The 22,207-nt window shown below is 68.8% G+C and carries 21 protein-coding genes and 1 pseudogene; 8 read left to right on the forward strand and 14 right to left on the reverse strand.

Features of this window, described 5'->3' with window-relative positions:
* Positions 1-37: 37 nt before the first annotated feature.
* The 3 genes and pseudogenes from tatB to ASE43_RS07680 all read right to left on the reverse strand — a co-directional run.
* Positions 38-274, reverse strand: a pseudogene (tatB, locus tag ASE43_RS22535) (Sec-independent protein translocase protein TatB); the annotation flags it as partial.
* A gap of 53 nt (positions 275-327) precedes the next feature.
* Positions 328-552, reverse strand: coding sequence for a Sec-independent protein translocase subunit TatA (gene tatA, locus ASE43_RS07675; protein ID WP_056177630.1), 225 nt, complete (start codon positions 550-552; stop codon positions 328-330).
* Positions 553-651: 99 nt separating this feature from the next.
* Complete coding sequence (locus tag ASE43_RS07680; protein WP_082607169.1) at positions 652-1,494, reverse strand: lipid-binding SYLF domain-containing protein; 843 nt, start codon at positions 1,492-1,494, stop codon at positions 652-654.
* A 174-nt stretch (positions 1,495-1,668) separates the two neighbouring features.
* Here ASE43_RS07680 and hemH point away from each other — a divergent pair, with 174 nt between their 5' ends.
* On the forward strand, positions 1,669-2,694 hold the full coding sequence (hemH, locus tag ASE43_RS07685; protein ID WP_082607170.1) for a ferrochelatase: 1,026 nt from the start codon (positions 1,669-1,671) through the stop codon (positions 2,692-2,694).
* Positions 2,695-2,723: 29 nt separating this feature from the next.
* On the forward strand, positions 2,724-3,599 hold the full coding sequence (locus ASE43_RS07690; RefSeq protein WP_057160625.1) for an alpha/beta hydrolase: 876 nt from the start codon (positions 2,724-2,726) through the stop codon (positions 3,597-3,599).
* A 216-nt stretch (positions 3,600-3,815) separates the two neighbouring features.
* Here the strand turns inward: ASE43_RS07690 and ASE43_RS07695 are convergent, their stop codons facing one another.
* The 4 genes from ASE43_RS07695 to ASE43_RS07710 all read right to left on the reverse strand — a co-directional run bounded on the left by ASE43_RS07695 (position 3,816) and on the right by ASE43_RS07710 (position 7,258).
* On the reverse strand, positions 3,816-4,610 hold the full coding sequence (locus tag ASE43_RS07695) for a SprT family zinc-dependent metalloprotease (RefSeq protein WP_057160062.1): 795 nt from the start codon (positions 4,608-4,610) through the stop codon (positions 3,816-3,818).
* 272 nt (positions 4,611-4,882) lie between these two features.
* Positions 4,883-5,788: a recombination-associated protein RdgC gene (locus ASE43_RS07700; RefSeq protein ID WP_056177633.1), complete on the reverse strand. Its 906-nt coding sequence runs from the start codon at positions 5,786-5,788 to the stop codon at positions 4,883-4,885.
* Between the two features lie 51 nt (positions 5,789-5,839).
* Positions 5,840-6,769: a tRNA 2-thiocytidine(32) synthetase TtcA gene (gene ttcA / locus ASE43_RS07705; RefSeq protein WP_056177635.1), complete on the reverse strand. Its 930-nt coding sequence runs from the start codon at positions 6,767-6,769 to the stop codon at positions 5,840-5,842.
* 156 nt (positions 6,770-6,925) lie between these two features.
* Positions 6,926-7,258, reverse strand: a complete 333-nt coding sequence (locus ASE43_RS07710; protein WP_057160063.1) for a hypothetical protein — start codon at positions 7,256-7,258, stop codon at positions 6,926-6,928.
* A gap of 238 nt (positions 7,259-7,496) precedes the next feature.
* On the opposite strand from ASE43_RS07710, the gene ASE43_RS07715 reads away from it, so the two are divergent.
* From ASE43_RS07715 to ASE43_RS07730, 4 genes are all read left to right on the forward strand, one after another.
* Positions 7,497-7,703 carry a DUF465 domain-containing protein gene (locus ASE43_RS07715; protein ID WP_056179808.1) on the forward strand — a complete coding sequence of 69 codons (207 nt, stop codon included), beginning with the start codon at positions 7,497-7,499 and terminating at the stop codon, positions 7,701-7,703.
* A 130-nt stretch (positions 7,704-7,833) separates the two neighbouring features.
* Positions 7,834-8,448: a hypothetical protein gene (locus tag ASE43_RS07720; protein ID WP_057160064.1), complete on the forward strand. Its 615-nt coding sequence runs from the start codon at positions 7,834-7,836 to the stop codon at positions 8,446-8,448.
* Positions 8,445-9,077 carry a hypothetical protein gene (locus tag ASE43_RS07725; RefSeq protein ID WP_057160065.1) on the forward strand — a complete coding sequence of 211 codons (633 nt, stop codon included), beginning with the start codon at positions 8,445-8,447 and terminating at the stop codon, positions 9,075-9,077. The genes ASE43_RS07720 and ASE43_RS07725 overlap by 4 nt, the downstream gene beginning before the upstream one ends.
* The gene (locus tag ASE43_RS07730) at positions 9,074-9,688 is read left to right on the forward strand and encodes a hypothetical protein (RefSeq protein ID WP_057160066.1); all 615 of its coding nucleotides are present in this window, start codon (positions 9,074-9,076) and stop codon (positions 9,686-9,688) included. Before ASE43_RS07725 ends, ASE43_RS07730 begins: the two co-directional genes overlap by 4 nt.
* A gap of 31 nt (positions 9,689-9,719) precedes the next feature.
* Here the strand turns inward: ASE43_RS07730 and ASE43_RS07735 are convergent, their stop codons facing one another.
* Positions 9,720-10,979, reverse strand: a complete 1,260-nt coding sequence (locus ASE43_RS07735) for a hypothetical protein (RefSeq protein ID WP_056177645.1) — start codon at positions 10,977-10,979, stop codon at positions 9,720-9,722.
* A gap of 108 nt (positions 10,980-11,087) precedes the next feature.
* On the opposite strand from ASE43_RS07735, the gene ASE43_RS07740 reads away from it, so the two are divergent.
* Positions 11,088-11,912, forward strand: a complete 825-nt coding sequence (locus ASE43_RS07740) for a DUF4198 domain-containing protein (protein ID WP_157499751.1) — start codon at positions 11,088-11,090, stop codon at positions 11,910-11,912.
* Between the two features lie 57 nt (positions 11,913-11,969).
* On the opposite strand, the gene plsB is transcribed toward ASE43_RS07740, so the two are convergent.
* The 6 genes from plsB to ASE43_RS07770 all read right to left on the reverse strand — a co-directional run bounded on the left by plsB (position 11,970) and on the right by ASE43_RS07770 (position 21,154).
* Positions 11,970-14,873: a glycerol-3-phosphate 1-O-acyltransferase PlsB gene (gene plsB / locus ASE43_RS07745; RefSeq protein WP_057160067.1), complete on the reverse strand. Its 2,904-nt coding sequence runs from the start codon at positions 14,871-14,873 to the stop codon at positions 11,970-11,972.
* A gap of 88 nt (positions 14,874-14,961) precedes the next feature.
* Positions 14,962-15,870: a hypothetical protein gene (locus ASE43_RS07750; protein ID WP_057160068.1), complete on the reverse strand. Its 909-nt coding sequence runs from the start codon at positions 15,868-15,870 to the stop codon at positions 14,962-14,964.
* Between the two features lie 441 nt (positions 15,871-16,311).
* On the reverse strand, positions 16,312-17,253 hold the full coding sequence (locus ASE43_RS07755; protein WP_057160069.1) for a 5'-nucleotidase, lipoprotein e(P4) family: 942 nt from the start codon (positions 17,251-17,253) through the stop codon (positions 16,312-16,314).
* 850 nt (positions 17,254-18,103) lie between these two features.
* Positions 18,104-18,568, reverse strand: a complete 465-nt coding sequence (locus tag ASE43_RS07760) for a Rid family hydrolase (RefSeq protein ID WP_082607171.1) — start codon at positions 18,566-18,568, stop codon at positions 18,104-18,106.
* A gap of 73 nt (positions 18,569-18,641) precedes the next feature.
* Positions 18,642-19,151 carry a GNAT family N-acetyltransferase gene (locus ASE43_RS07765; protein WP_057160070.1) on the reverse strand — a complete coding sequence of 170 codons (510 nt, stop codon included), beginning with the start codon at positions 19,149-19,151 and terminating at the stop codon, positions 18,642-18,644.
* Positions 19,152-19,174: 23 nt separating this feature from the next.
* A complete protein-coding gene (locus ASE43_RS07770) occupies positions 19,175-21,154 on the reverse strand; it encodes a UvrD-helicase domain-containing protein (RefSeq protein ID WP_057160071.1) in 1,980 nt (659 codons plus the stop codon).
* Between the two features lie 133 nt (positions 21,155-21,287).
* On the opposite strand from ASE43_RS07770, the gene ASE43_RS07775 reads away from it, so the two are divergent.
* Positions 21,288-22,091: a sel1 repeat family protein gene (locus ASE43_RS07775; RefSeq protein ID WP_057160072.1), complete on the forward strand. Its 804-nt coding sequence runs from the start codon at positions 21,288-21,290 to the stop codon at positions 22,089-22,091.
* Positions 22,092-22,207: the final 116 nt, after the last annotated feature.

A 22,207-nucleotide genomic window follows, 5' to 3' on the forward strand; every position in this document is an offset into this window, starting at 1 on the left:
ATTCGCGCTGGACGGTGTCGCGGCTGTCGTGGATCTGGTTGCGCAGGCTTTCCTGGGCCTCGCGCAGATCGGCCTGGGTCTGGCGCAGGCTGCGGCGCAGTTCCTCGTCGGCCAACTCGTTTTCCAGCTCGGACTTCACCGAATACCACTGCGCGCGCGCGCGCCGCACCCACAGACCGGCGAAGCGCGCGGCCTTGGGCAGTCGCTCGGGGCCGAGCACCAGCAGGGCCACGACCGCGATGACGAAGATTTCGGAAAAGCCGATGTCGAACATGACCGCGCGCCGGGAACGCCCTTGAGACCGCCGTGGGGAACGCTAAAGGCGTATCAGCGCGGGGTTTGTTCGTCGTTGCGCGTCTGCGCGTTGGCGTCGTCGCGCCGGGTTTCGTCGGGAAGCTGCGCGGCCGGCTTGTCTTCGTCCTGCACGCCCTTCTTGAAGCCCTTCACCGCTTCGCCGAGGTCCTGGCCCACGTTCTTCAGGCGCTTGGTGCCGAACACCAGCACCACGATCACCAGCACGATCAGCCAGTGCCAAAGACTCAAACCGCCCATGTGTGATTCCGCCAGAGTTGGGACGCTGAGGATACCGCAAGCCTTGTTACGGAACCCGTGACCGCAGGCATGGTGGGCCTGAATGGGCCGCCGCGGCGCTTAGGGCAGCGGCTCGACCTTGGGCTGGTTGGGATCGTTGACCGGTTCGGTCGGCGCGGTCGGCTGGGCCACGGGCGCAGCCGGTGCGGCGGCAGCCGGGGTCGAGGGATAGACGGTGGCGCCGGTGGCCGGGCGCGGTTCTTCCTGACGGTTGGCGCGCGCGGTCGCGCTGGCTTCCTCCAGGCGGTCGCGGAAATCGACCACCGCCTCCGACGGTGCCTGCGCCGAACGGCCTTCGAAGATCATGCGCGGGGTGGTGCCGTTGCCGTACACGACCTGGTTGGCCTGGTCGTCGATCTGCAGCACCGCGCCGTCCAGCGCCACGCCCGCGAACAGGCCGCGCGCGCGCGACCAGGACCAGATCTCGGCCTTGAGCTGGCCGTCGGTGGCGGCCGCGGCGCTGCGCCCGACCGGACCGGCGGCGACGCCGGCATCGGCGCCCAGGGTGACCTTGCCGTTGACGATCGAATCCAGGCCGCGCTCGCCGCGGAACACCAGCACGATGTCGGAGGACTGCACGCCGGCCTGGAAGCCGACGCTGCCGCCGGTGAGCTTGACGAAGCTGGGGTTGGACCAGGTGCCGTCGGGATTCTTGACCGAGACCAGACCATGGCCGCGGCGGCCGCCCACCACCAGGCCGATCTTGAGCGTGTCGGGCACCACGACTATCGCGCGCGCCTCGTCGAACAGCTTGTCGGGAATCGCCGACTCCGGAATCTGCTGGATGTCGCCGAGCACGCGTACCGCGTTGCGCGCACGGGCGTCCTCATCGGGGCCGGCGACGGCGGATGCGGCGAAGCTCAGGCTGAGCACGAGGACGGCGAGACGCGACGGACGGGACATGGACGGACTCCGGCGGGGGAATGCGGGGAAGGCGGACGGACGCAGCGTTCGACCGCGCGAGCGCGCCAGGGTTCAGGCTAGTGACGCGGCGATGAATCGCCACGGAACCGTCGCCAGCGGTCGACGCGACCCGCGCATGCTGCCCGGCCGCGCCGGTGCTGTCATCCTATAGGCATGCCCGCCGACGCCAGCATCGCCCCCGCGACCTCCGACACCCACGTCGACTCCGTTTCCGGAGCCGCGCCCGACACCGCCGTGCTGCTGGTCAATCTCGGTACGCCGCAGGCGCCGACCGCCGCCGCGGTGCGCCGTTATCTGGCCGAGTTCCTGCACGACCGCCGCGTGGTCAGCCTGACTCGTTGGCTGTGGTGCCCCTTGCTGCACTTCGCGATCCTGCCGCTGCGCTCGTCGCGGGTCGCGCACAAGTACGCCAGCATCTGGATCCCCGGCGAGGACGGCGGTTCGCCGCTGGCCGTGTACACCCGCCGCCTGGCGCGCGCATTGCAGCGCGAATTGCCGCAGGTGCGCGTGCTCGATGCGATGCGCTATGGCGAGCCCTCGCTGCGCCGCAGCCTGCAGCAGCTGCGCGCCGACGGCGTGCGCCGGCTGCTGGTGCTGCCGCTGTATCCGCAGTACTCGACTTCGACATCGGCCTCGGTGGCCGACGTGATCGCGCGCGGCGAAGGCCCGACCACGCGCATGGTCGAGGACTACTACCGCAGCCCGGACTGGGTCGCCGCGGTGGCCGACTCGGTGCGCGCCCACCGCGAGGCCAAAGGCGCCGGCGAGCACCTGCTGTTCTCCTTCCACGGCCTGCCCCAGCGTCTGGCCGACCAGGGCGATCCCTATCCGCAGCAATGCGAGGCCAGCGCGCGCGCGATCGCGCAGGCGCTGGGCCTGGCCGACGACGCCTGGACCCTGAGTTACCAGTCGCGCTTCGGGCGCGAGCGCTGGCTGGAGCCGGCCACCACCACCACGTTGGAAGCGCTGGCCGCGCGCGGCGTGCGCCGCGTCGACGTGGTCGCGCCGGGTTTCGCGGTGGACTGCCTGGAGACGCTGGAAGAGGTGGCGATGATGCTGGCCGAGGAGTTCGCCCATCGCGGCGGCGAGCTGCGCTACATCCCCTGCCTCAACGACAGCCCCGCGCATGCGGCCGCGCTGGCGACGATCGCGCGCGAGCAGTTGGAGCGCTGGACGTGAGCGGCGACGGCAATCCGGCCGCGCCGGCGCTGCGCGAGTTCGTCGTCGACACGCCGTTCGGCCGCCTCGGCGGCTTGCGCAACAACGTGCACGGCGCGCCGCGCCTGCTCGCCCTGCACGGCTGGCTCGACAACGCGGCCAGTTTCGTGCCGCTGGCGCCGCATCTGGCCGGTTTCGACCTGGTCGCGCCGGATCTGCCCGGGCACGGCGTCAGCGCGCACCTGCCGCCGGCCGCCGAATACACCCTGATCGCCGCCGCGCGTGCCGCGTTCGCGGTCGCCGACGCGCTGGGCTGGGACCGTTTCGCCCTGCTCGGTCATTCGATGGGCGGCGCGACCGCCAGCTTGATGGCCGCCGCAGCGCCGCGACGGATCGAGCGCCTGCAACTGATCGAGGCCCTGGGCGGCTTGTCCGAAGCCGAAACCCGCACCGCCGCGCGTCTGCGCGAGGCTTTCGCCGATCAGGCCGCGCTGTCGGGCAAGCAGCTGCGGGTGTTCGGCGACGTCGCCACCGCGGTGCGCGCGCGCATGCAGGCCAACGGCCTCAGCGAACCGGTAGCGCGGCTGCTGGTGGAGCGCGGCATCGCGCCGGTGCCGGCCGGCCGCTACGCCGACGATGCGGCCGGCGGCTACGTCTGGCGCAGCGATCCGCGCCTGACCCTGGCCACCGCGGTGCGCATGACCGAAGCCCAGGTCGGCGACGTGATCGCGTCCATCGCGTGCCCGACGCGAGTGATCTACGTCGAGCCCGCGTTCCAGTACTTCAATGCCGAGCTGCGCAACGCGCGCATCGCGCTGCTGCGTCACGGCGAAAGCGTGGCCGTGCCCGGCGGGCATCATCTGCACATGGAAGACCCCGCCGCGGTCGCCGCCGCGATCGGCGATTTCCTGACCCGGCCGCTTTAAGGCGCGGCCTGCTTCCTGTGGGAGCGGCGTAAGCCGCGATTTCGGCCGCCCGCGACCCAGTTCGAAGCGACGCAAGCTACCGATCGCGGCTTACGCCGCTCCCACAGAGAGCGAGGCCTCGCGATATGGAATGGGCGCAGCGCGAGCCGCGACCTGCGTCGTGGCCGCAGCTGCGCGGTCGCGGCTTACGCCGCTCCTACCCCAGCGCCGGGGCGGTCAGGTCTTGCCGCACAGCGCGTTCAACGCCGCCTTCAGGGGACGGCCCTCGGCGCGGAAATACTCGCGTTGGTCGCGCCAGCGCGGACAGCGCGCTTCGACTTCGCGCCAGAACGCGCGCGAGTGATCGGCATGGATCAAGTGGCACAGCTCGTGCACCAACACGTATTCGAACGCGGCCGGCGGCGCCAGCACCAGCGCCAGATCCAGCGACAGCGCGCCGTCGGGCGACAGCGAGCCCCATTGCGAGGACATCACCCGCAGGCGGATGCGCGCGGGCGCGCGCGGCAGGCCCTGCAGATACTTCGGCAGCCAGCGGCCGATGTCGGCGCGCGCCTGGGCTTCGTAGAAATCGCGTAGCGCGCGGCGCAGCGCGGCCGGTGCGACCGCCTCGGGCGCGACGATGGCGATGGCGCCGTCGGCGTCCTCGGCGATGCGCAGGTAGCGGCCGACGCTCCAGCGCAGCGGCCGCAGCTCGCCGCGCAGCGGCAGTTGCGCATCCACATGCGGCTGCAGCGCGGCGTGCTCGCTGCGGGTACTGTCCAACTGCGCGGCCAGCCAGGCGCCGTGCTCGCGCACGAAGCGCTCGCCGGCGCGATCGCTGGCCCGCATCGGCAAGGTCAGGCGCGCGCCGCGTTCGTCGACGCTGAGCTTGAGTCGGCGCGCGCGCGGATCGCGCACGCGCAACAGTTCGACGCTGCGGCCGTCGTCGAGCACGACGGTGATCGTTTCGCGCTCGACGCCGCGCGCGACCGGTCGCGACTGGCCGGTGAGCAGGCGCAGCAGGCTGGTCATGGGTGGAAGTCCGCCATGCGAAGAGGATAGCGCGCGGGGATGACGGTTGCGGGGCGGGGCGCGGCCCTCACCCCAACCCCTCTCCCGCGAGCGGGAGAGGGGCTAACGCGTAGGCGCGATGGAAGGCGTAAGCGTGCTGGAATGCGTAAGCGCGATGCGAGGTTTGCAGTCCCTTCTCCCGCTGGCGGGAGAAGGTGCCCGTAGGGCGGATGAGGGCAGCGCCTGCGGCGGAAGTCCAGCGCGCGGGCCGGCCTCACCACAGGCTCAACCCATCAAGCCTCGGCCTTGCTCAACTTCAACGCAGGCTCCAGCACGTTGAACAGCCGCTTGACCTCGCCGCTCATCAGCGCGAAGCGCGCGTCGAGTTCGGCGCGCAGGTCGTCGCGCTCGGTGTTCTCCAGGGTGTCCACCGCGCCGTCGAGCAGCTTGAACTTGCGGATCACCAGGTCTTCGCCGAGCACGAACGACACATGGTCGTCCAGGTTCAGCGCCAGGCGCGTGACCTGCTTGCCGGTTTCCAGATGCTTGTTGATCTCGTCGCCCTGCAGCTCCATGCGTTGGCATTTGACCACCGCGCCCTGTTCCATCGGGTCGCGCAGCTCGCATTCCTCGCCCAGGGTCAGGCCTTCGGGCAGCGGTTCGCCGGCGAGCCAGCCGGTCAGGATCGAGCGCGGCGCGACTTCGGCGTTCAAGGGCAGGGCCGGGAAACTGCCGAGCGCGCGCCGGATCTCGCTGACCACGTTCTCGCCGCTCTTGCGGCTGGAGGTGTCGACCACGACGATGCCGTGCTCCAGATCGAGCAGGGCGTCAGTGCGGCTGGGCTTGATGAAGGCGCGCGGCAGCAGGTCGACGATCAACTCGTCCTTGAGCCGCTTGCGGGTCCGGCTGCCGGGCTTGCGGCCTTCCTTCTGCTCGATCTCGGCCAGCTTCTTGGCCAGCATGTCGTTGACCACCGAGCCCGGCAACAGCCGGTCCTCGCCGCCGACGCTGACCCAGATCGCGTCCTGGATGCGGTTGGACATGGCCTCGGCGTCGCGCCCGAACGGCGATATGAAGCCGCGCGAGGACAACTCCAGCGGGCCGACCGGCTTGAGTTTGCACTCCTCCAGGCCGGCTTCGAGTTCGTCGAGTTTGGTGGTGGTCGGGAAGCGGAACAGCGTCAGATTGCGAAAGAACATCGAAGTCCCGAAAAGTGAGGAAGGGGAACGGGGCGGAGCCGCGGCCGGGTCTTACATGGCCGCAGGCTCGGTGCCCGTTTCCTGTTCGTGCGGTTCGCCGGCCAGCCATGCATGCGCGTCCGGCAGCGGCAACTGGCCGAGGCGGCCCAGGGCGAGAAAATCGAACAGCTTGGGATCGGACAGTTGCGAAGGGCGGATATCGCCCAGGGCGCGGGCGATGGTCTCGATCCGGCCCGGGGTGTCGCGTTCCCAGGCGTCCATCATCTTCTTGACCTGCTTGCGTTGCAGGTTCTCCTGCGAGCCGCACAGATTGCAAGGGATGATCGGAAATTCGCGCGCCGCGGCGTATTGCGCGATGTCGTCCTCGCGCACGTAAGCCAGCGGACGGATCACCACGTGCTTGCCGTCGTCGGACAGCAGCTTGGGCGGCATGCCGCTGAGCTTGGCGTGGAAGAACAGGTTGAGGAAGAAGGTCGCGACCAGGTCGTCGCGGTGGTGGCCCAGCGCGATCTTGGTGAAGCCTTCCTGCTCGGCGTAGGTGTACAGGGCGCCGCGACGCAGGCGCGAGCACAGCGAGCACATGGTCTTGCCTTCGGGCACCACCCGGGTCACCACCGAGTAGGTGTCCTGCTCGAGGATCTTGTAAGGCACGCCCACCGATTCCAGGTAGGCCGGCAGCACGTGCTCGGGGAAATCGGGCTGCTTCTGGTCCAGGTTCACCGCCACCAGTTCGAACCGGACCGGCGCCTTCTTCTGCAACTGCAGCAGGATGTCCAGCAGGGTGTAGCTGTCCTTGCCGCCGGACAGGCAGACCATGACCTTGTCGCCGTCCTCGATCATGCCGAAATCGGCGATCGCGCGGCCGACCTGGTGGCGCAGGCGTTTGCCCAGGCGCTGATGTTCGTGGCCGCGGCGCTGGTCGGCGCGGACGTGGCGCTGGGGTTCGGCTAGGGGCAGGATCGTGCTCATCAGACCGTCCATTCTACGGGCAGCCATGGGGCGGCTGCGATCCGAGCCTGGGCCGCGACCGGTCCGCGCCCAAACGAACGGCGCGGTGGACCGCGCCGTCGTGGCGGCAAAACCGACGCCTGCCGCCGAAAGCCGCCGCCCGTTCTGCGGGGCGGTCGGCGGGAGCGATCATTTGCGCGCGGGTACTTCCTTGCTGCGAACCGGGGCCGTGCTCTTCTCCGCCACCGGCTTCAGCGTCAGCTCGTGGCTGTCGCGCACGGGCGCCTGGGTCGGGGTGATGCTGGGGTCGGGGGCGATCACGATATTGAGCTTGCAGTCGGCGCCCAGCGGAACGCCGGCCGGGAATTGCTTGCAGTCCGGGCCCTTCTTGCCGTCCGGACAACACCAGCGGGTGCCGCGCTCGCCCTGGATGACCACGTTCTTGGCCAGGGCCAGCGGCGAGGCGCAGGCGAGCAACGCGAAAGCGGATATCAGAACCCAGCGATTCGAAAACCGATCCATCGACCTCTCCTTAGGTGCGCGGGCGATCCGCGGTTGCAGGATAGGCAAACGATCTTCTAACTAAATATGAACGAAATTTTTACTATTCAGTCGGCGGACAGGCGTCGGCCGCGTGCCGCTCGGGTGCTACGGGTGTGGCGGTTTTACGCATCCGATGCGGCGCGCGGAGGGCGGCGCGTAAGGCGATGAGCGACGGACATATGGCGACGCCATCGCCGCGCGTTAAGCTCAGCGCATGATCGAAAGCGACGATCCCGCCGAAATAGCACGCAAGCTGGCCGAGCTACGGCTGGAACATCGCGACCTGGACGCGGCCATCGATCGCCTGGCCCAGGACACCGATGCCGACGAACTCACGGTCAAGCGTTTGAAGAAGCGCAAGCTATGGTTGAAGGACTGCATCGCGCGTCTGGAAAGCGCCTTGATTCCCGACGAACCGGCCTAGGCGCCGCTCGCGAAAGCCGCCGCCGGCGCCGTGCGCGCATGGCGGCCGTCGTGCGCATTTGGTGACGTGCGTGGCTGCAGCCGGTCGCTAGCCCTGTGCTACGGTGCGTGCACTCGCAACGGGCTATTGCATGGCGAACAAGGACGAACTGATCGGCGCGGCGCGCAACCCGTGGTGGCAAGCCGCCGCCGCCCTCGCCGCGGTGGCGCTGGTCGTCACTTTCGCACTGGGCGGATTCAAGCGGGCCAAGAGCCAGACCAAGCCCCTGCCGCAGTACTCGGCCGGCCAGCGCGTGCAATCCGGCGCGATGGCGGTGACGCCGCTGCGCGCCTGGGTGGCGCGCTACCGTCCGGGTGGGCAGGTCGAACCGAACCAGCTCTATCTGGTTTTGCAGGCCGATATCGAGAACCGCACCGGACGCAGCTTCGGCGGCTTCGGTTATCCGCACAAGGACCTGATCCTGGTATCGGCCCAGCGCGAGCCGGTGCAGGCCGACAATCTGCTGATGGCCGACGACCACAGCGTGATCGCCGATCTGCATCCGCGCATGACTCAGCGCGTGGATTTGGTCTGGAAGCTGCCGCCGGATTACGTCTACGCGTCGCGCCAGACCTTCGGCCTGTTCGCGCGCGACTACAAGGCCAAGGCCCATCTCAACGACGAGGGCGCCTGGGTGCAGGGCGACCCCTTGGCCAAACTTGATCTGCCCGTGCAGGACCTGCGCGACCGGCGGGTGGCGCCGTGAGCGCGTCGCAGCCCGCCGCCGCGCCGCGCCGGCCCCTGCTGCGTTGGCGTTGGCGCGACGCGCTGTGGATCGCGCTGGCGCTGGTCGCGGTGGTCGCGCTGCGCAAGGGGCAGTCCGATTACGAACAGCGCGACGCGCCCCTGCTGCAATCGGCGCCGGCCGCGCGCGCGGTCGGGCGCAATTTCGCGGTCGAGGTCGGCCGGCTCAAGGTCGCCCATGCCTATCTGCTCAAGGGCGACTACGGCGATTCCGAGGACCGCACCCTGCGCAGCCCCGGCGTGTGGCTGTCGGTGCTGGCCAAGGTCGAAGCGCTGCAGCGTCCGGGTTACCTGACCGCGCAGCTGCGCACCCGCGACGGATTGGTTTACGTCGCTTCCAACAAGGAACGCCCCAAGCTCAAGGGCTTCAACCTCAGCGAGCGCGAACTGGCGCCGGGCCTGGCCGAGGAAGGCGCGTGGTTCTTCGAGCTGCCGCCGGAGCAGATCGAGGGCGCGCACCTGCAGCTGTATTGGGGCAACGGTTTGCCGGTGGGGGGCGACAGTCTGGTCGATGTCGACTTGGGCTTGGATAAAACCACCGCCGGCAAGCTGATCGCCGACGCCAAACCCGTATTGGACCTGCGCCTGTGAACGCCACACCGACGACGACGAACGCTGCCCCCGCGACCGGCTGGTGGCGAGGCAACGCGGGCTGGCTGCTCGGCACCGCCGTGCTGGGCGCGCTGGCGTTGTGGCTGCCCTATCGCGATGCGCTGCGGCAGTATCGCGAACGCAATCCCAGCGTGGCGGTGACTGCGGCCAAGGGCGATTGGACCGCCTTCGCCGGCGCGCGCTGGAAGTTGATCTCCGCCGAGTCGATGATCGCCGGCGATCCGCGCCTGCGCGGGCCGCTGCGCAAGGATGCCGAGGTGCTGCTGCTGCGTTACGAGGTGATCCCCGATCCCGACACCAAGATCAGCGATCTCGACCTATGCCGCGGCGCGATCGTGGATGCCCAGGGGCGGCGCTGGGACACCGGCGGCGCCGCGCTGCCGCGCCTGTCCGGGCCGCGCCTGCCGGAGACCTGCGGCAGCGGTTACGACGACGCGTTCAAGCGCGTGATCGCGGTGCCGGCGCAGCCGTTCGCGTTCCAGCACGCATTCGTGCTGCCGCGCGGTCAGCGCCCGGACGCGCTGAGCGCGCGCATCGAGTTCAAGAACACCAAGAAAGCCGACGGGCGTTATCTCGATTTTTCGTTGTAAGAGCGCGGCGCGAAGTCCGTGAGCGATCGTCTCAGCCCGCGCGCGGCAAGCGCGCGATCGCGCGATCGAAGGTCGCCGCCAGCAGCACCACGCGCAACACGTCGGTCAGCAGCGAGGTGCGGAACGACAGCGGCGTGTTGAGGAACACCGCGTAGATCTGGCCCTCGACGCTTTGCCAGGCCGGGTCCTTGGGGCCGACCAGTTGCTGCATCCAGCGCCACGACCACGAATCCAGATACGCCAGCAGCTGCCAGCACACGCACAGCGTCAGCAGCGCCGGCAGGCCCGCGCGCAGCACCAGGCGCAGGCTGTTGACCACCGGCACGCCCTTGCTGGTCCAGCCCGCGCTGGCCTTGTCGGCGAGCATGCGCAAGGTGAAATGCATGGACTTGAAGCGCGCGACCGCGCGCTCCAGTGGCGCATCCGCCTGGTCCAGGCGCTGGGCCTTGCGCAGATCGATGCCGTACACGATCGCGGTGATCGCCAACCAGATCAGCGGCAGCGCCACCGCGCCGGCGGCGGTGGTCAGGAAATCCCACAGCGGCGCCAAGGCGCGCTTGGCCGGCGCCAACAGTTGGAACAGCGCGGTCGGGCTTTCCCACCATTCGCCCACCGCCACGTACACCGCGCGTTCGTGCCACCAGTCCTTGCCGGTCTGGATCGCCTGGCCGATCGCGGCCACGCCCACGAACACCCAGTAGGCCTCGCACACCGTCGCCAGTACGGTCCACGAGGCATGGCCGGTGGCCTTGGCGCGGCGCTGGCTGAACCAACGCACCGCCCAGGCGATCGCGAGCGCGATCCACAGGCCCTTCAGGCTGAGCACGTGCAGCAGATCCTCGCGTTCCCATACGCTGAAGAGGTAGGCGGTGGCGAAGTAGCGGCGCAGGCCTTCCAGCAATCCCCAACCCACGTAGTAGGCGAAGAACGGCAGCAGCGCGATCGCCAGCGCGGTGATCCATTGCTTGCGCACCGCCTTGGTGTCCGGCGTGACCGCTCCGTGGGCCAGCATCGGCAGCGACGGGCGCAGCGACTGGAACATGAAGATGGTGCCCACCAACTGGGTCACGATCAGCACTGACAGCGCGGCGAAGGACATCAGCACCGAGCGTTCGCCCAGCTTGACCGCCAGGTTCATTAGCAGGTCGTAGCAGACCCGCTGGGCGAAGAACCAGAACGCCAACGCCGGCCAGTGCCGCCACAGCAGGCGCGCGGAGAGCAGCGGAATTTCCAACCAGGTGCGCTGCGCGGGCGCGCGCTCGGCGACCGGGCTGGCGGTGGAAACGCTCATCGGATCCTTCCTGGCGGACGACGTCGCATCCTAGCAAGCGCGCACCGGGCTTGGGCCGACCAGCGTCTAGAATCGTCGGCGCGATTCCCTCCCCATTCCGGATCCCCCATGACCCGATTGAAGACCGCCCTCGGTGGCCTGGCCCTGTGCCTGGCGACCGCGTCCGCCGCCGCGCACGTGCCCTTCCTCAAGCCCAACCAGTTCAACGTGCTCAACCCACGCGTGCAGGTGGAATCGGCCTTCACGGAGTTTCCGTTCCAGGCCGACTTCGCGATGGACTCGCCGAACTTCTCGATCACCGCGCCGGACGGCACGCAGGCGGCGATCAAGGCCAGCGCGAAAACCCGCGGTGCGGTCTATCTGGAGCCGACCCTGGCGCACGACGGTACCTACCGGATCAGCACCGGCGTGCGTCCGGGGCCGACGTACAAGGCCGTGGAAACCGCGGACGGCAAGCTCTATTTCTCCGACGACATCGCGCGCAAACAGGGCGCGGCCACGTCGCTGAAATACTTCAGCAGCGCGGACACTTATCTTGCCAAGGGCGAGCCCGCGTACACGCCGCGTCCGTCGAACGCCGGCGTGGAGATCATCCCCTTGTCCTCGCCCAACCGTCTCATGCTGGGCGGCGAGCTACGCCTGCGCGTGCTGCGCGACGGCAAGCCGGTGCCGAACGCGCGCATGGTGGTGGTGGCGGACAACGAGCACTACGTCACCCACCGCGACGGCGATCTGTACGACGTGGAAAACGTGCGCGACAGCAACCTGCGCGCCGACGCCGCCGGCGAGATCGCGTTCCGTCCGAGCCAGGCGGGCCTGTACCTGCTGTTCGTGACCCTCCACGAGAAGATCGATCCGACCTTGTGGGAAAGCCACAACGCGTCGCTGACGCTGGAAGTCGGCCTGCCCGAGGCGAAGGCGGCTCATCCCTGAGGGCGCGCCGCGCCGGCGACGATCGCGAATCCGGTCGTCGCCCGCGTATCCGGCGCCTTACTCCGCCGCGGCGGCCGGCGCCGGCGCTTCGGCCGGCTTGGCCATCTCGGGGCTGATCTTCTCGATGGTGTGGCGCAGCTCGCGGCCGAGGATGACCTTGGCGTCCTTGGCCCAGGCGTCCAGGCGCGCGTCGAAGGCGAGCTTGCCGTTGCTGTCGGGCCAGACCAGCTTGAGCTCGCGCAGCTTCTGGATGAAGCCGCGGAACAGGGTCTTGTCGAAGAACTCCGGCGCGGCCGGCGCGTACAGCAGCGACAGGCGCTGCGCGGCGAGCTGGCACTGGCTTTCCAGTTCGCCCGCCGACATCGTGCCCGGGCCGTTCTTCACCAGCACCGAAATGGCGATGTAGTAGCGCTCGAAGGCCTGTTGCAGCGAGTGGCCGATCGCGCGCAGGCGGAACACTTCGTCGGTCTGGCCGGCGTTGCGCGCCAGGATGCCGCCGTCGTCGTCGCTCACGCGTTCCAGCAGGCCTTCGCGGATGAACACCTCGACCGTCAGCGTCAGGCGCTGGGCGAATTCGTCCTCGGTCCAGGGCAGGAACAGTTCGGCCTGCAGGAACGGGTACACGCTGCGGCCCAGGCGCAGCACGCCGGCCAGGCTCATGCGGCGGTTGTGCTGGAAGCAGCACGCGATCCACGACGCGCCGGTGAACAGGTGCAGCACATTGTTGCGGAAGTAGCTCAGCAGCACCGCTTTGTCTTCGCCGTCCACGCCCAACACGTCGCCCAGCGGATGGGCGATGCGCTCGAGCACGTTGATCTCTTCGCCGTGGGCGACGATTTCCTGCGGCGTGTGCGGGGTGACGGTGACGCGGTCGGAATACGGCAGCTCGGCCAGCAGGGTCTTGGACAGCGCGATCTGGGCCAGCAGGTCGGCCTCGCCCATGGCGTGCTTGGGCGTGGACAGCAGCGCCAGCGCCAGCAGGTTGATCGGATTGACGTCGGCGGCGCGGTTGACGTTGACCTGGATGCGTTCGGCCAGCGCGGCGACGGTGTCCGACAGCCACTGCGGTTTGTCGTCCTCGCCGACCGGTCGGCCGTCCCATTCCGGCGCGTGCTCGGCGAGCACGTCGTTGAGCCGGATCGGCTCGCCGAAGTTCACCACCACCTGGCCGTAGTTGGAGCGCAGCACCTTGGGGATGCCCCACAGCAGCTGCCAGATCGATTCCTTTTCCTTGGGCTTGCCGGACAGCTCGTCGAGGTAGCTGTTGCCTTCCATCAGCTTCTCGTAGCCGATGTAGACCGGCTGGAACAGCACCGGCCGGGTGGGCTGGCGCAGGAAGCCGCGCACGGTCATCACGATCATGCCGCCCTTGGGCGGCAGCAGTCGGCCGGTGCGCGAGCGCCCGCCTTCGATGAAGTACTCGATCGAATAGCCGCCCGCGACCAGCTGCGCCACGTACTCGGAGAACACCGCCGAATACAGCGCGCTGCCGCGGATGCTGCGGCGCAGGAAGAACGCGCCGCCCTTGCGCAGGATGGTGCCGACCACGGGCAGGTTGAGATTGGCGCCGGCGGCGATATGCGGCGGCACGATGCCCTTGGTGTAGAGCAGGTAGCTCAGCAGCAGATAGTCCATGTGGCTGCGATGGCAGGGCACGTAGACCACTTCGAAGCCGGGCGCTTCCTGCTTGAGCTTGTCCAGGTGGTGGACCAGCACGCCGCGGTAGATGCGGTTCCAGACCGGAGTGAGCAGGAAGCTGGCCGAGCGCACCACCGGGTGCGAATAGTCGGCCGCGATCTCATAGGCGATCGCATGCGCTTTCTTCCAGGCGTCGACCGGCGAGCTGTTGTCGCGTCGGGCCTGGTCGGCGATCGCGTCCTTGACCGGCTCGGACGCGAGCACCTGATCGACCAGCAGGCGCCGGGTCGACAGATCCGGGCCGATGACCGCGGCGCGGATGCGGCGGAAGTGGGTGCGCAGCACGCGCGAGAGTTTGCGCACCGTGCGTTCGGCCGGCAGGCCTTCGCCGACGATGCCGCGCAGCGAGACCGGCGGCGAAAACCGCACCAGGGTGTGACGGCCGTTGAGCAGGATCGCGAGCAGGCGGCGGAAGCGGCCGACCAGGGTCCAGTTTTCCGAGAACAGCACCGAGAACCAGCCCGTGCTGCGATCGGGCGCGCGACCGACGAAGATCGACACCGGCACCAGCTGCACGTCCAGTTCCGGATCGGCGCGGTGCGCATCGAGCAGGCGCGCGAGCGAGCCGGAGTGGGTCTTGGCCGGCGGCGGTTGCGGCGTGGCCGCGCCCAGCGATTCGCCCAGGGATTGCAGCGGCGCCAGGGTGCCGCCGGCGTTGCGGCGCGACAGCGCGACATAGGCGCGTTTGCGGCCGAGCGGATCGCCCGGCAGCGGTTGCAGCGGCGAGGGCAGTCCGCTCTCGCGGCAGGCGCGCTCCAGGATCAGCGCATTGGACAGGCCATAGTCCTCGAGCACGTAGCAGACCGGGCGGCCGTTCCATTCCTCGGCCACATGCTCGGACGGCGACTTGGGCTCGATGGTCAGCTGCACCCACGGCGCCATCAGGCGGCCCAGCAGCTTGGCCCACCAGGGGCGGCGCGCCGGCGGTAGCGCGCGCGCCTCGACCGGCGGCGGAGGCGGCGGCGGGATCGGCAGCTCGGGCTGGTCCGGGTCGTGCTCGGCGGCTGCGATTTCGGCGGCCGGCGGCCGCTCGGCCTCTGCCGGGGCGTGCTCTGGCGCTGCGGCGTCCGCGCTTACGTCGGCCAACGTGCCGGCTTCGGCGGTGAAGATGTCGGCTTCGCTGGGCTCAGGCGCGGTCGCCGGGTCGGCTCCGGGCTCGACCAGACTGTCGTCGGCGGTGGTCGCGCTGGGCGTGGCGCCGTCCGGACGGGCCAGCTCGGCGTTGGGGAAAGGCAGGGGCGTTTGTTTCGGCATCGGCGCCATTATGCCCATTCGGATTGGGGCTGCTCGCGGGGACGCGACGGCGTCGCGCGACGCGGGCATCGCCATGCGCGCGCTGGCCGCGCGCGACCTAGGGCGCGGTCTTGGCGACGGGCGCGTGCGGCTGGGCGCTGCGCGCGCTGGCGGTGCGGCTGGCCTCGGCCTCGGCGTGGCGCAGCACGTCGCTGAGGTACCAGCGGCCGTCGTGGCGTTCGACCCGCACATAGGCGTCGATCGGTTGGTCGGCCATGGTGTAGCGGATGCGCACGCGTGCTCGCTCGCCGGTCTGTTCGGCCAGGGTCGCCTCGACCCGGTCCAGGCTGGCGTCGATGTCCAGCCCGTAGCCGACCAGGGTCTGCTTGAAGCGGCCGAAGAACGGGCCCAGCCGTTCCAGGCTGCGGTCCATGCCGGTCAGGCGCAGCGCGTCGGCGCCGGTCAGGCCGGTCTGGCGCGCGGCCGCGGCCAGCTGCGCGATCGCGACGCGCGCGCGCTTGGGATCGCCCAGCGGCGCGCGCTGGCCCCAGGCGCTGATCGCGCCGATCAGCTGGGCGTAGTGGTCGCGTTCCTCGGTGCTGTAGTCGCCTTCGCTGCGCACGTACTGGGTCGCGAACAGGCCCAGGGTGGCGGCGGCGGAGCGCAGTTCGGCGTGAGCGCCGGCGAACTGGCGCTGGTAGACGGCCTGCAGCTTCTTCTCCGCGCCGGGCGCGGCCAGGGCCTGCAGGAAGCCGGGCAGGCGATCCTCCAGCGGCAGCTCGGTCAGCGGCCAGGTGGTGCGGCCTTCGCGCCAGGCGGTTTCGAGGCGGTCGTGCAGGGCCGGCGGCACCGCATGGCGCGCATAGCTGGCCAGATCGTTGCGGCGCAGGTCGCGCACCAGTTGCTGCACCGCTTCGGCGGGCAGCTTGGGCGGCGCGTCGTGGTCGCTCAGCGGCGCGCGATCGCAGCCGCCGCAGGCGACGACGATCAGCAGCAACGCGGCCAAGGCGCGTCGAATCGGTGGCATGAGGCGGCTCCCCAGTCGCAAGCGGCATCTTGGCCGGCGCCGGGGTCGGCCACAAGCCAAGTCGGTTCCGGATCCTGGTCCGCGCAGGCGACACAGGCATTGCCGACGGATTGCGCAAGGTCGGCGCCTGCACTCGACTAAAAGCGGCCAATGGCGGCCAATGGCGCGACTATTTCGCCGATCGTCTGTCTTCGTGGCGACCAAGCCGGAGCGTCCCGGGTCCGCCTCGCGGACGTCGCGCATAAAAAAAGGAGGCGCTGGGCCTCCTTATAAACCGGCCGAGGCCGGGATTTCGAGTTGTGGCATGGCTCCGGCCGAGGCCGGACGGGAGCAGACTACGTCGCCCGCGAAGTTAATGCAACACCTGAAATTAAGTCAGCTAAAACATTGATTTTAAATGGCGACACCATGCTGCGATGCGCCAAAGCCGGCGCCGTGGCCTCAGGGCGCGACGTTCAGCGCCGCGCGCTTGCTGGCCCGACGCGCCTCGCTGGGCTGGTCCCAGGCGTTGTTGAACAGCGCCGGCTCCCAGGAACCGTAGGTCGGGTTGGGCAGCATCCACCAACGCTCGCCGAACCAGTCGTGGTACTGCTCCAGCAGCTGGTTGCGGCCGTCCGGAGTGTTGGCCACCACCTGCACGAAGTCGCCGAGCTGGTCGCCGAACTGCATCAGCACGCGGTACTTCTGCCCGGCCAGCTTGCGCCGGCAATTCTTCTCGCTGCCGTTCTGCTCGCAGCCTTCGACGAAGGTGCCCAGACCGAGGAAGACGCTGTCGTCCTTCACCGGCATGCCGACCGCGCGCAGGTTGGCCAGGGTGGCGGCCTGCAGGTGCTCGGCGCGGTTGGACAGATACAGCACGGTCACGCCTTTGGCGTTGGCGGCCTTGGCGAAGTCGACCACGCCCGGCAGCGGCTTGGCCTTCTTCTCGGCGACCCAGGCGTCCCAGCTGACTTCGTCGTATTGCTTGCCGTCGCGGACCAGGCGCGCCTGGTAGGGCGAGTTGTCCAACACGGTCTCGTCCACGTCCATGACCACGGCCGGCGCCAGGCCGGTGGCGGCGTTGCCGCGTTCGTCCGGTACCAGGGCGTCCCAGTTCTTCTGCTTCAGCGCGACGTCCAGCTTGTCGGCGGCGGCGCGGTAGACGGTTTCGGTAGCGGCGCGGTACTCGGCCGAGGTCTGCACCCAGAGCACGGCGTTGAGGTTGTCGTCGGCACCGGGGCCGGCCGGCGTCGTGGGTGCGGCGCTGGCAGCGGCGTCAGCCGGCGCGGCGGCCGCTGCAGGCTCGGCCGATTTGGCGGATTCGGCGGCGGGTTCGGTGCGCTTGCAGGCGCCCAGGGCGAGGGCGCAGGCGAGGACGGAGAGGGTGAGGGCGCGGGTGTGCATGCGCGATCCGGGGCTTGGAAAGGGCTGAAGTGTAGCCGAGGTGCGCGCTGGGCCATGCGTGGGGCGGTTGGCCGCTCTTGTTCTTTGGGCGTGGGCTTCCTCCATCGGGAATGGTCACTTTCTCTTGCTCCTGGCTCCCTCCTTTGGAAAAGGGTGAAGCCGTGCGGCTTACGAACAGCAGGTTCGTGCACGGCTGAACGCAGCAGGCTCTTGCTCCTAGCTCCCTCCTTTATCAAAGGAGGGCTGGGGAGGATTTGCTTCTGCTTTGCTGTCGCTTCTTCTTGACGAAGGTCAAAGGCTTCCGCCTGCTGCGCATGCGGGTCACTTTCTCTTGCTCTTGGCTCTCTCCTTTGGAAAAGGGTGAAGCCGCGCAGCTTACGAACCGCAGGTTCGCGCGCGGCTGAACACTAGCAAGCTCTTGCTCTTAGCTCCCTCCTTTGGAAAAGGAGGGTTGGGGAGGATTTGCTGTTGCTTTGCTGTTGCTTCTTCTGGACAAAGGTCAAAAGCTCCCGCCTGCTATGCATGCAGGTCACTTTCTCTTGCTAGCCCAAGAGTCCGCCTGGATTCCCTTCGGTCAAACGTAACCAAAGAGAAGGGCTAGCGTGACCAAACCTCCCCTGCGGGTTCGGAGCTGGCGCCGGGATTTTTCGAATGGACGTCCCTGTCGATTCGAAAAACGGCGCGCGTCTTTCGCGCCGCCCTGCGGGTCTACGGCTGTTTGTGTGAGTACGGTGCTTTTGGATTTCAATGCAACGGCAACGGCAACGGCAACGGCAACGGCAACAGCGATTGCAGTTGCGGCGATGCCGTTCGTGTGCTCGTGAGCTGCTGGCTAGCTAGCGGCGCAACGTCAGCGCTTGGGCGCTTGCGCGATGCATTCCACTTCGACGCGGGCGTTCATCGCCAAGCCGGATGCGGCCAACGCGCTGCGCGCCGGGTACGGGGCCTGGAAGTGGCGGCGATAGACCTCGTTGAAGGCCGGCCATTCCTTGATGTCGGCCAGGAACACGGTGCACCTGATCACGTCGCGCATCGAGGCGCCGTGGCGTTCCAGGACTTCCTGGATGCGTTGCAGGGTGCGGTCGGATTCGGCGGCGATGCCGCCGGGGACGAGTTCGTTCTTGCCGGCGGCGGTGCCGATCTGACCGGACAGGAACAGCAGGTCGCCGCTGCGTACCGCTTCGGAGAACGGCAGGCTGGCGGCGGCGGGGTCGGGGGACTTCAGGAACTCGGGGCGTTCGCCGCTCCAGGCCGGACTGGCGGCGAGCAGGGCGATAACGAGAGCGCTACGCGACAAGACGGCGGGAACAGGCATGCTCGTGTCCAAACCGGGGCAGGGATTCGCACCATCCCGCAACCGTGATTGCGGCGCAATCCCATGCGCGCCGCTAGAGCGCGGCGATCTGCAGCGAAACCTGTTTGCGGCCCTCGGCCACCCACTGCGTGCCGACTTCGCTGAAACCGAATTTGGCGTGGAAACGACTGGAGCCCTCGTTCAGGGGCTGGCTGTAGAACTCGCAGGCGACCGCGTCGATGCCGCTGGCGCGCGCGAACGCGAACAGGTCGCGATACAGCACCGCGCCCAGTCCGCGCCCCTGCTGCGTCGAAGACACCGCGATCCGATCGATGTACAGAAAATGCGGGTAGTGAGCCTGGAACCAGCGGTAGTTCGGGCTGTCGTAGCCGCAGCCCTCGCGAAACGCGAGCAGGAAGGCGAGCACGCGATCGCCGTCGTCGACCAGCACGCGATGGTAGGCCGTTTCCTGCAGCAGCTCGAGCAGGCGCGCGCCGTCCATCGGGCTCAGCAGCGCCTCCGATTCCAGATTCAGCGCCAGCACCGCGGCGTGGTCGCCGGGTGCGATGTCGCGGATGCGCAGCGCGTTGCGATCGTCGGTCATGGTGATGCTCGATCTTGCGCGGCTCAGCCTTCCAACAGCGCCTTGATCGCGGCGAAGCCGGCGCTGGCGCGCTCCTGCTTGCGCGCCGCGTCGGCGACCGGGTCGGCGCCGTCGCGCTGCAGTTCGCCCACCGGCAGTTCTTCGATGAAGCGGCTGGGCTGCAGGCGGATGCGATCGCCCCAGCGCTGGGTCTCGCGCGAGTGCGACAGGTACAGGGCTTCCTTGGCGCGGGTGATGCCCACGTACATCAGGCGACGTTCCTCGTCGAGGCGGCCTTCCTCGATGCTGGCCTCGTGTGGCAGATTGCCTTCCTCGACGCCGACGATGAACACGTAGCGGAATTCCAGGCCCTTGGCGCCATGCAGGCTCATCAGGCGCACCTGGTTGCCGGCCTCGCCCTTGTCGGCGTGCGACAGCAGCGCGAGCTGCGCGGCCAGTTCGCCCGGGCCGGCGCCTTTGCCACCGTCGAACCAGTCCGACAGTTCTTCCAGGTTCTGCTTGCGACGCTGGAAGCTGGCCTCGTCCTTGCATTGGGCGCGGATGGATGCGAGCAGGCCGCTGCGCTCGCCCAGCACGCGCACCAGTTCGGCCGGGCTGATGCGCTGGGCTTCGCCGCGCAGCGAACGCACGATGTTGACGAAACCGTCCAGCGCGTTGGCCGCGCGCGGCGGCAGCTGCTTGAGCGCGCCCACCGACTCGGCCGCGCGCGACATCGGCATGTGCGCCTGCTGAGCCAGCTCGGCGAGCTTGGCCAGCGTGGTCGCGCCGACTTCGCGCTTGGGCGAGGTGACCGCGCGCAGGAACGCGGCATCGTCGTCGGGATTGGCGATCAGGCGCAGCCAGGACAGCGCATCCTTGACCTCGTGGCGCTCCAGGAACGCGGTGCCGCCGCTGAGGTGGTAGGGCACGCGCAGCAACTGCAGCGCTTTTTCCAGCGCGCGGCTTTGATGGTTGCCGCGGAACAGGATGCAGAAGTCGCTCCACGGCGCGCTGTGCTTCTGGGCCAGGAAGTGGATCTCGCTGGCGACCTTCTCGGCCTCGTGGGCGCTGTCGCGGCATTCCCAGACCCGGATCCGCTCGCCGTCGGCCTGCTCGCTCCACAGCGTCTTGGGGTGCTCGTGCGGATTGTTCGCGATCAGGGTGTTGGCCGCGCGCAGCACGCGGTTGCTGCAGCGGTAGTTCTGCTCCAGCTTGACGATCTCCAGGGTCGGATAGTCCTTGCCCAACTCCAGCAGGTTGTCGGGATTGGCGCCGCGCCAGGCATAGATCGACTGGTCGTCGTCGCCCACGCAGGTGAACAGGCCGCGCGTGCCTGCCAGGCACTTGAGCAGGCGGTACTGGGCGTCGTTGGTGTCCTGGCACTCGTCCACCAGCAGGTAGCCGATGCGCTCGCGCCAGGCCAGCTGCAGGTCTTCGTCGGCTTCCAGCATCTGCACCGGCAGGCGGATCAGATCGTCGAAGTCGACCGCGTTGAAGGTGCTCAGGCGCTGCTGGTAGCGCTGGTACAGCAGCGCGGCTTCCATCTCGCGCGGGCTGGCGGCCAGGTTCAGCGCCTCCTCGGGCGAGAGGCCGGCGTTCTTGGCGCGCGAGATCAGGTTGCGCATGTTGTCCAGCACGTCGGGCTTGCTGCCGGGCGGCAGCAGGTCCTTGATCTGGGCGGCGGAGTCGTCGCTGTCGAACACGCTGAAGCCGCGCCGTAGCCCGGCCTTGGCGTGGTCGATCTGCAGGAAGCGCAGGCCCAGGGCGTGGAAGGTGCAGATGGTCAGGCCTTCCGCGGCGTCGCCCTTGATGCGCTTGGCGACGCGCTCCTTCATTTCCTTGGCGGCCTTGTTGGTGAAGGTGATCGCCGCGATGCGCTTGGCCGGCATCCGCCCGGAGGCGATCAGGTGGGCGATCTTCTCGACGATCACGCGCGTCTTGCCGCTGCCCGCGCCGGCGAGCACGAGCAGGGGGCCGTCGGTGTGCAGGACGGCGGCGCGTTGGGGGGGATTGAGGCCGTGCATCGTTGTCATCTTTCGGCCGGTGGGCCGGTCTATCTAGCCCATGAGTTTACCCGCTTGGGCCGCCGAGACCGGCTACCCTGGTTTCCCTAGGCCCGTCCCCTGGACCCCCAGACCGTAAAAAGGAATTGATGTGATGCGTAAGACGATCCTGCTGTTGGCCCTGCTGCCGCTGTCCCTGGGGGCCATCGCGGCCGAGAAGAAGGCCGCGCCGCCGCCGGACCCGGTCGAAGACCCGTTGCTCATCACCGCGGGCTTCCTGACCCACCATCCCGACCTGAAGTACCGCATGCTCGGCATGGACGCGTACAAGGAGAAGCGTTTCGACGACGCGTTGCGTTATTTCCGTCGCGCCAGCTTCTTCGCCGACAAGCCCTCGCAAGGCATGGTCGCCGAGATGTACTGGAACGGCGAAGGCGCGCCGCAGGACCGCGCGCTGGCCTATGCCTGGATGGACCTGGCGGCCGAGCGCGGCTATGCCGGCTTCCTGGGTCTGCGCGAGCGCTACTGGAACGCGCTGAGCCCGGCCGAACGCGAACGCGCGACCAGCGAAGGCCAGGGCGTGTACGCCCGCTTCGGCGACGAGGCGGCCAAGCCGCGCTACGAATTCCAGCTGCGCACCGGCCGCCGCAACGTCACCGGCAGCCGCACCGGCTTTACCGGCAACCTGCAGATCCTGGTGCCCGGCCCGGCCGGCGAACAGTCGATCCCGGGTTCGAAGTTCTACGACGAGCGCTACTGGGACGCCAAGAAGTACTGGGCCTGGCAGGACAACGTGTGGATGAAGCCGGCGATCGGCCGCGTCGATGTCGGCGACGTCGAAGTGGTACGCGAAGGCGAGCCGCCCAAGGTCGATTCGCGCATTCCGGAAACCCGTCCGCAGGTCGACGCGCCGGTGCCGGAAGTGCCCGAGGAACCGGCGCCTAAGCCCACGCCGTAAACCGTTCCGCCGCCGCGCCGACCGTGAGTCGGCGCGGCAGCGCGAAAAGCGCGTGGCAGGCAGGGATTTGCCTCGGCGCCGCTGTCGAACCTGCCGGCACAGACGCAGCCGCGGCG

This window comes from Lysobacter sp. Root983 (genome assembly GCF_001429345.1).
Taxonomy (GTDB): Bacteria; Pseudomonadota; Gammaproteobacteria; order Xanthomonadales; family Xanthomonadaceae; genus Lysobacter.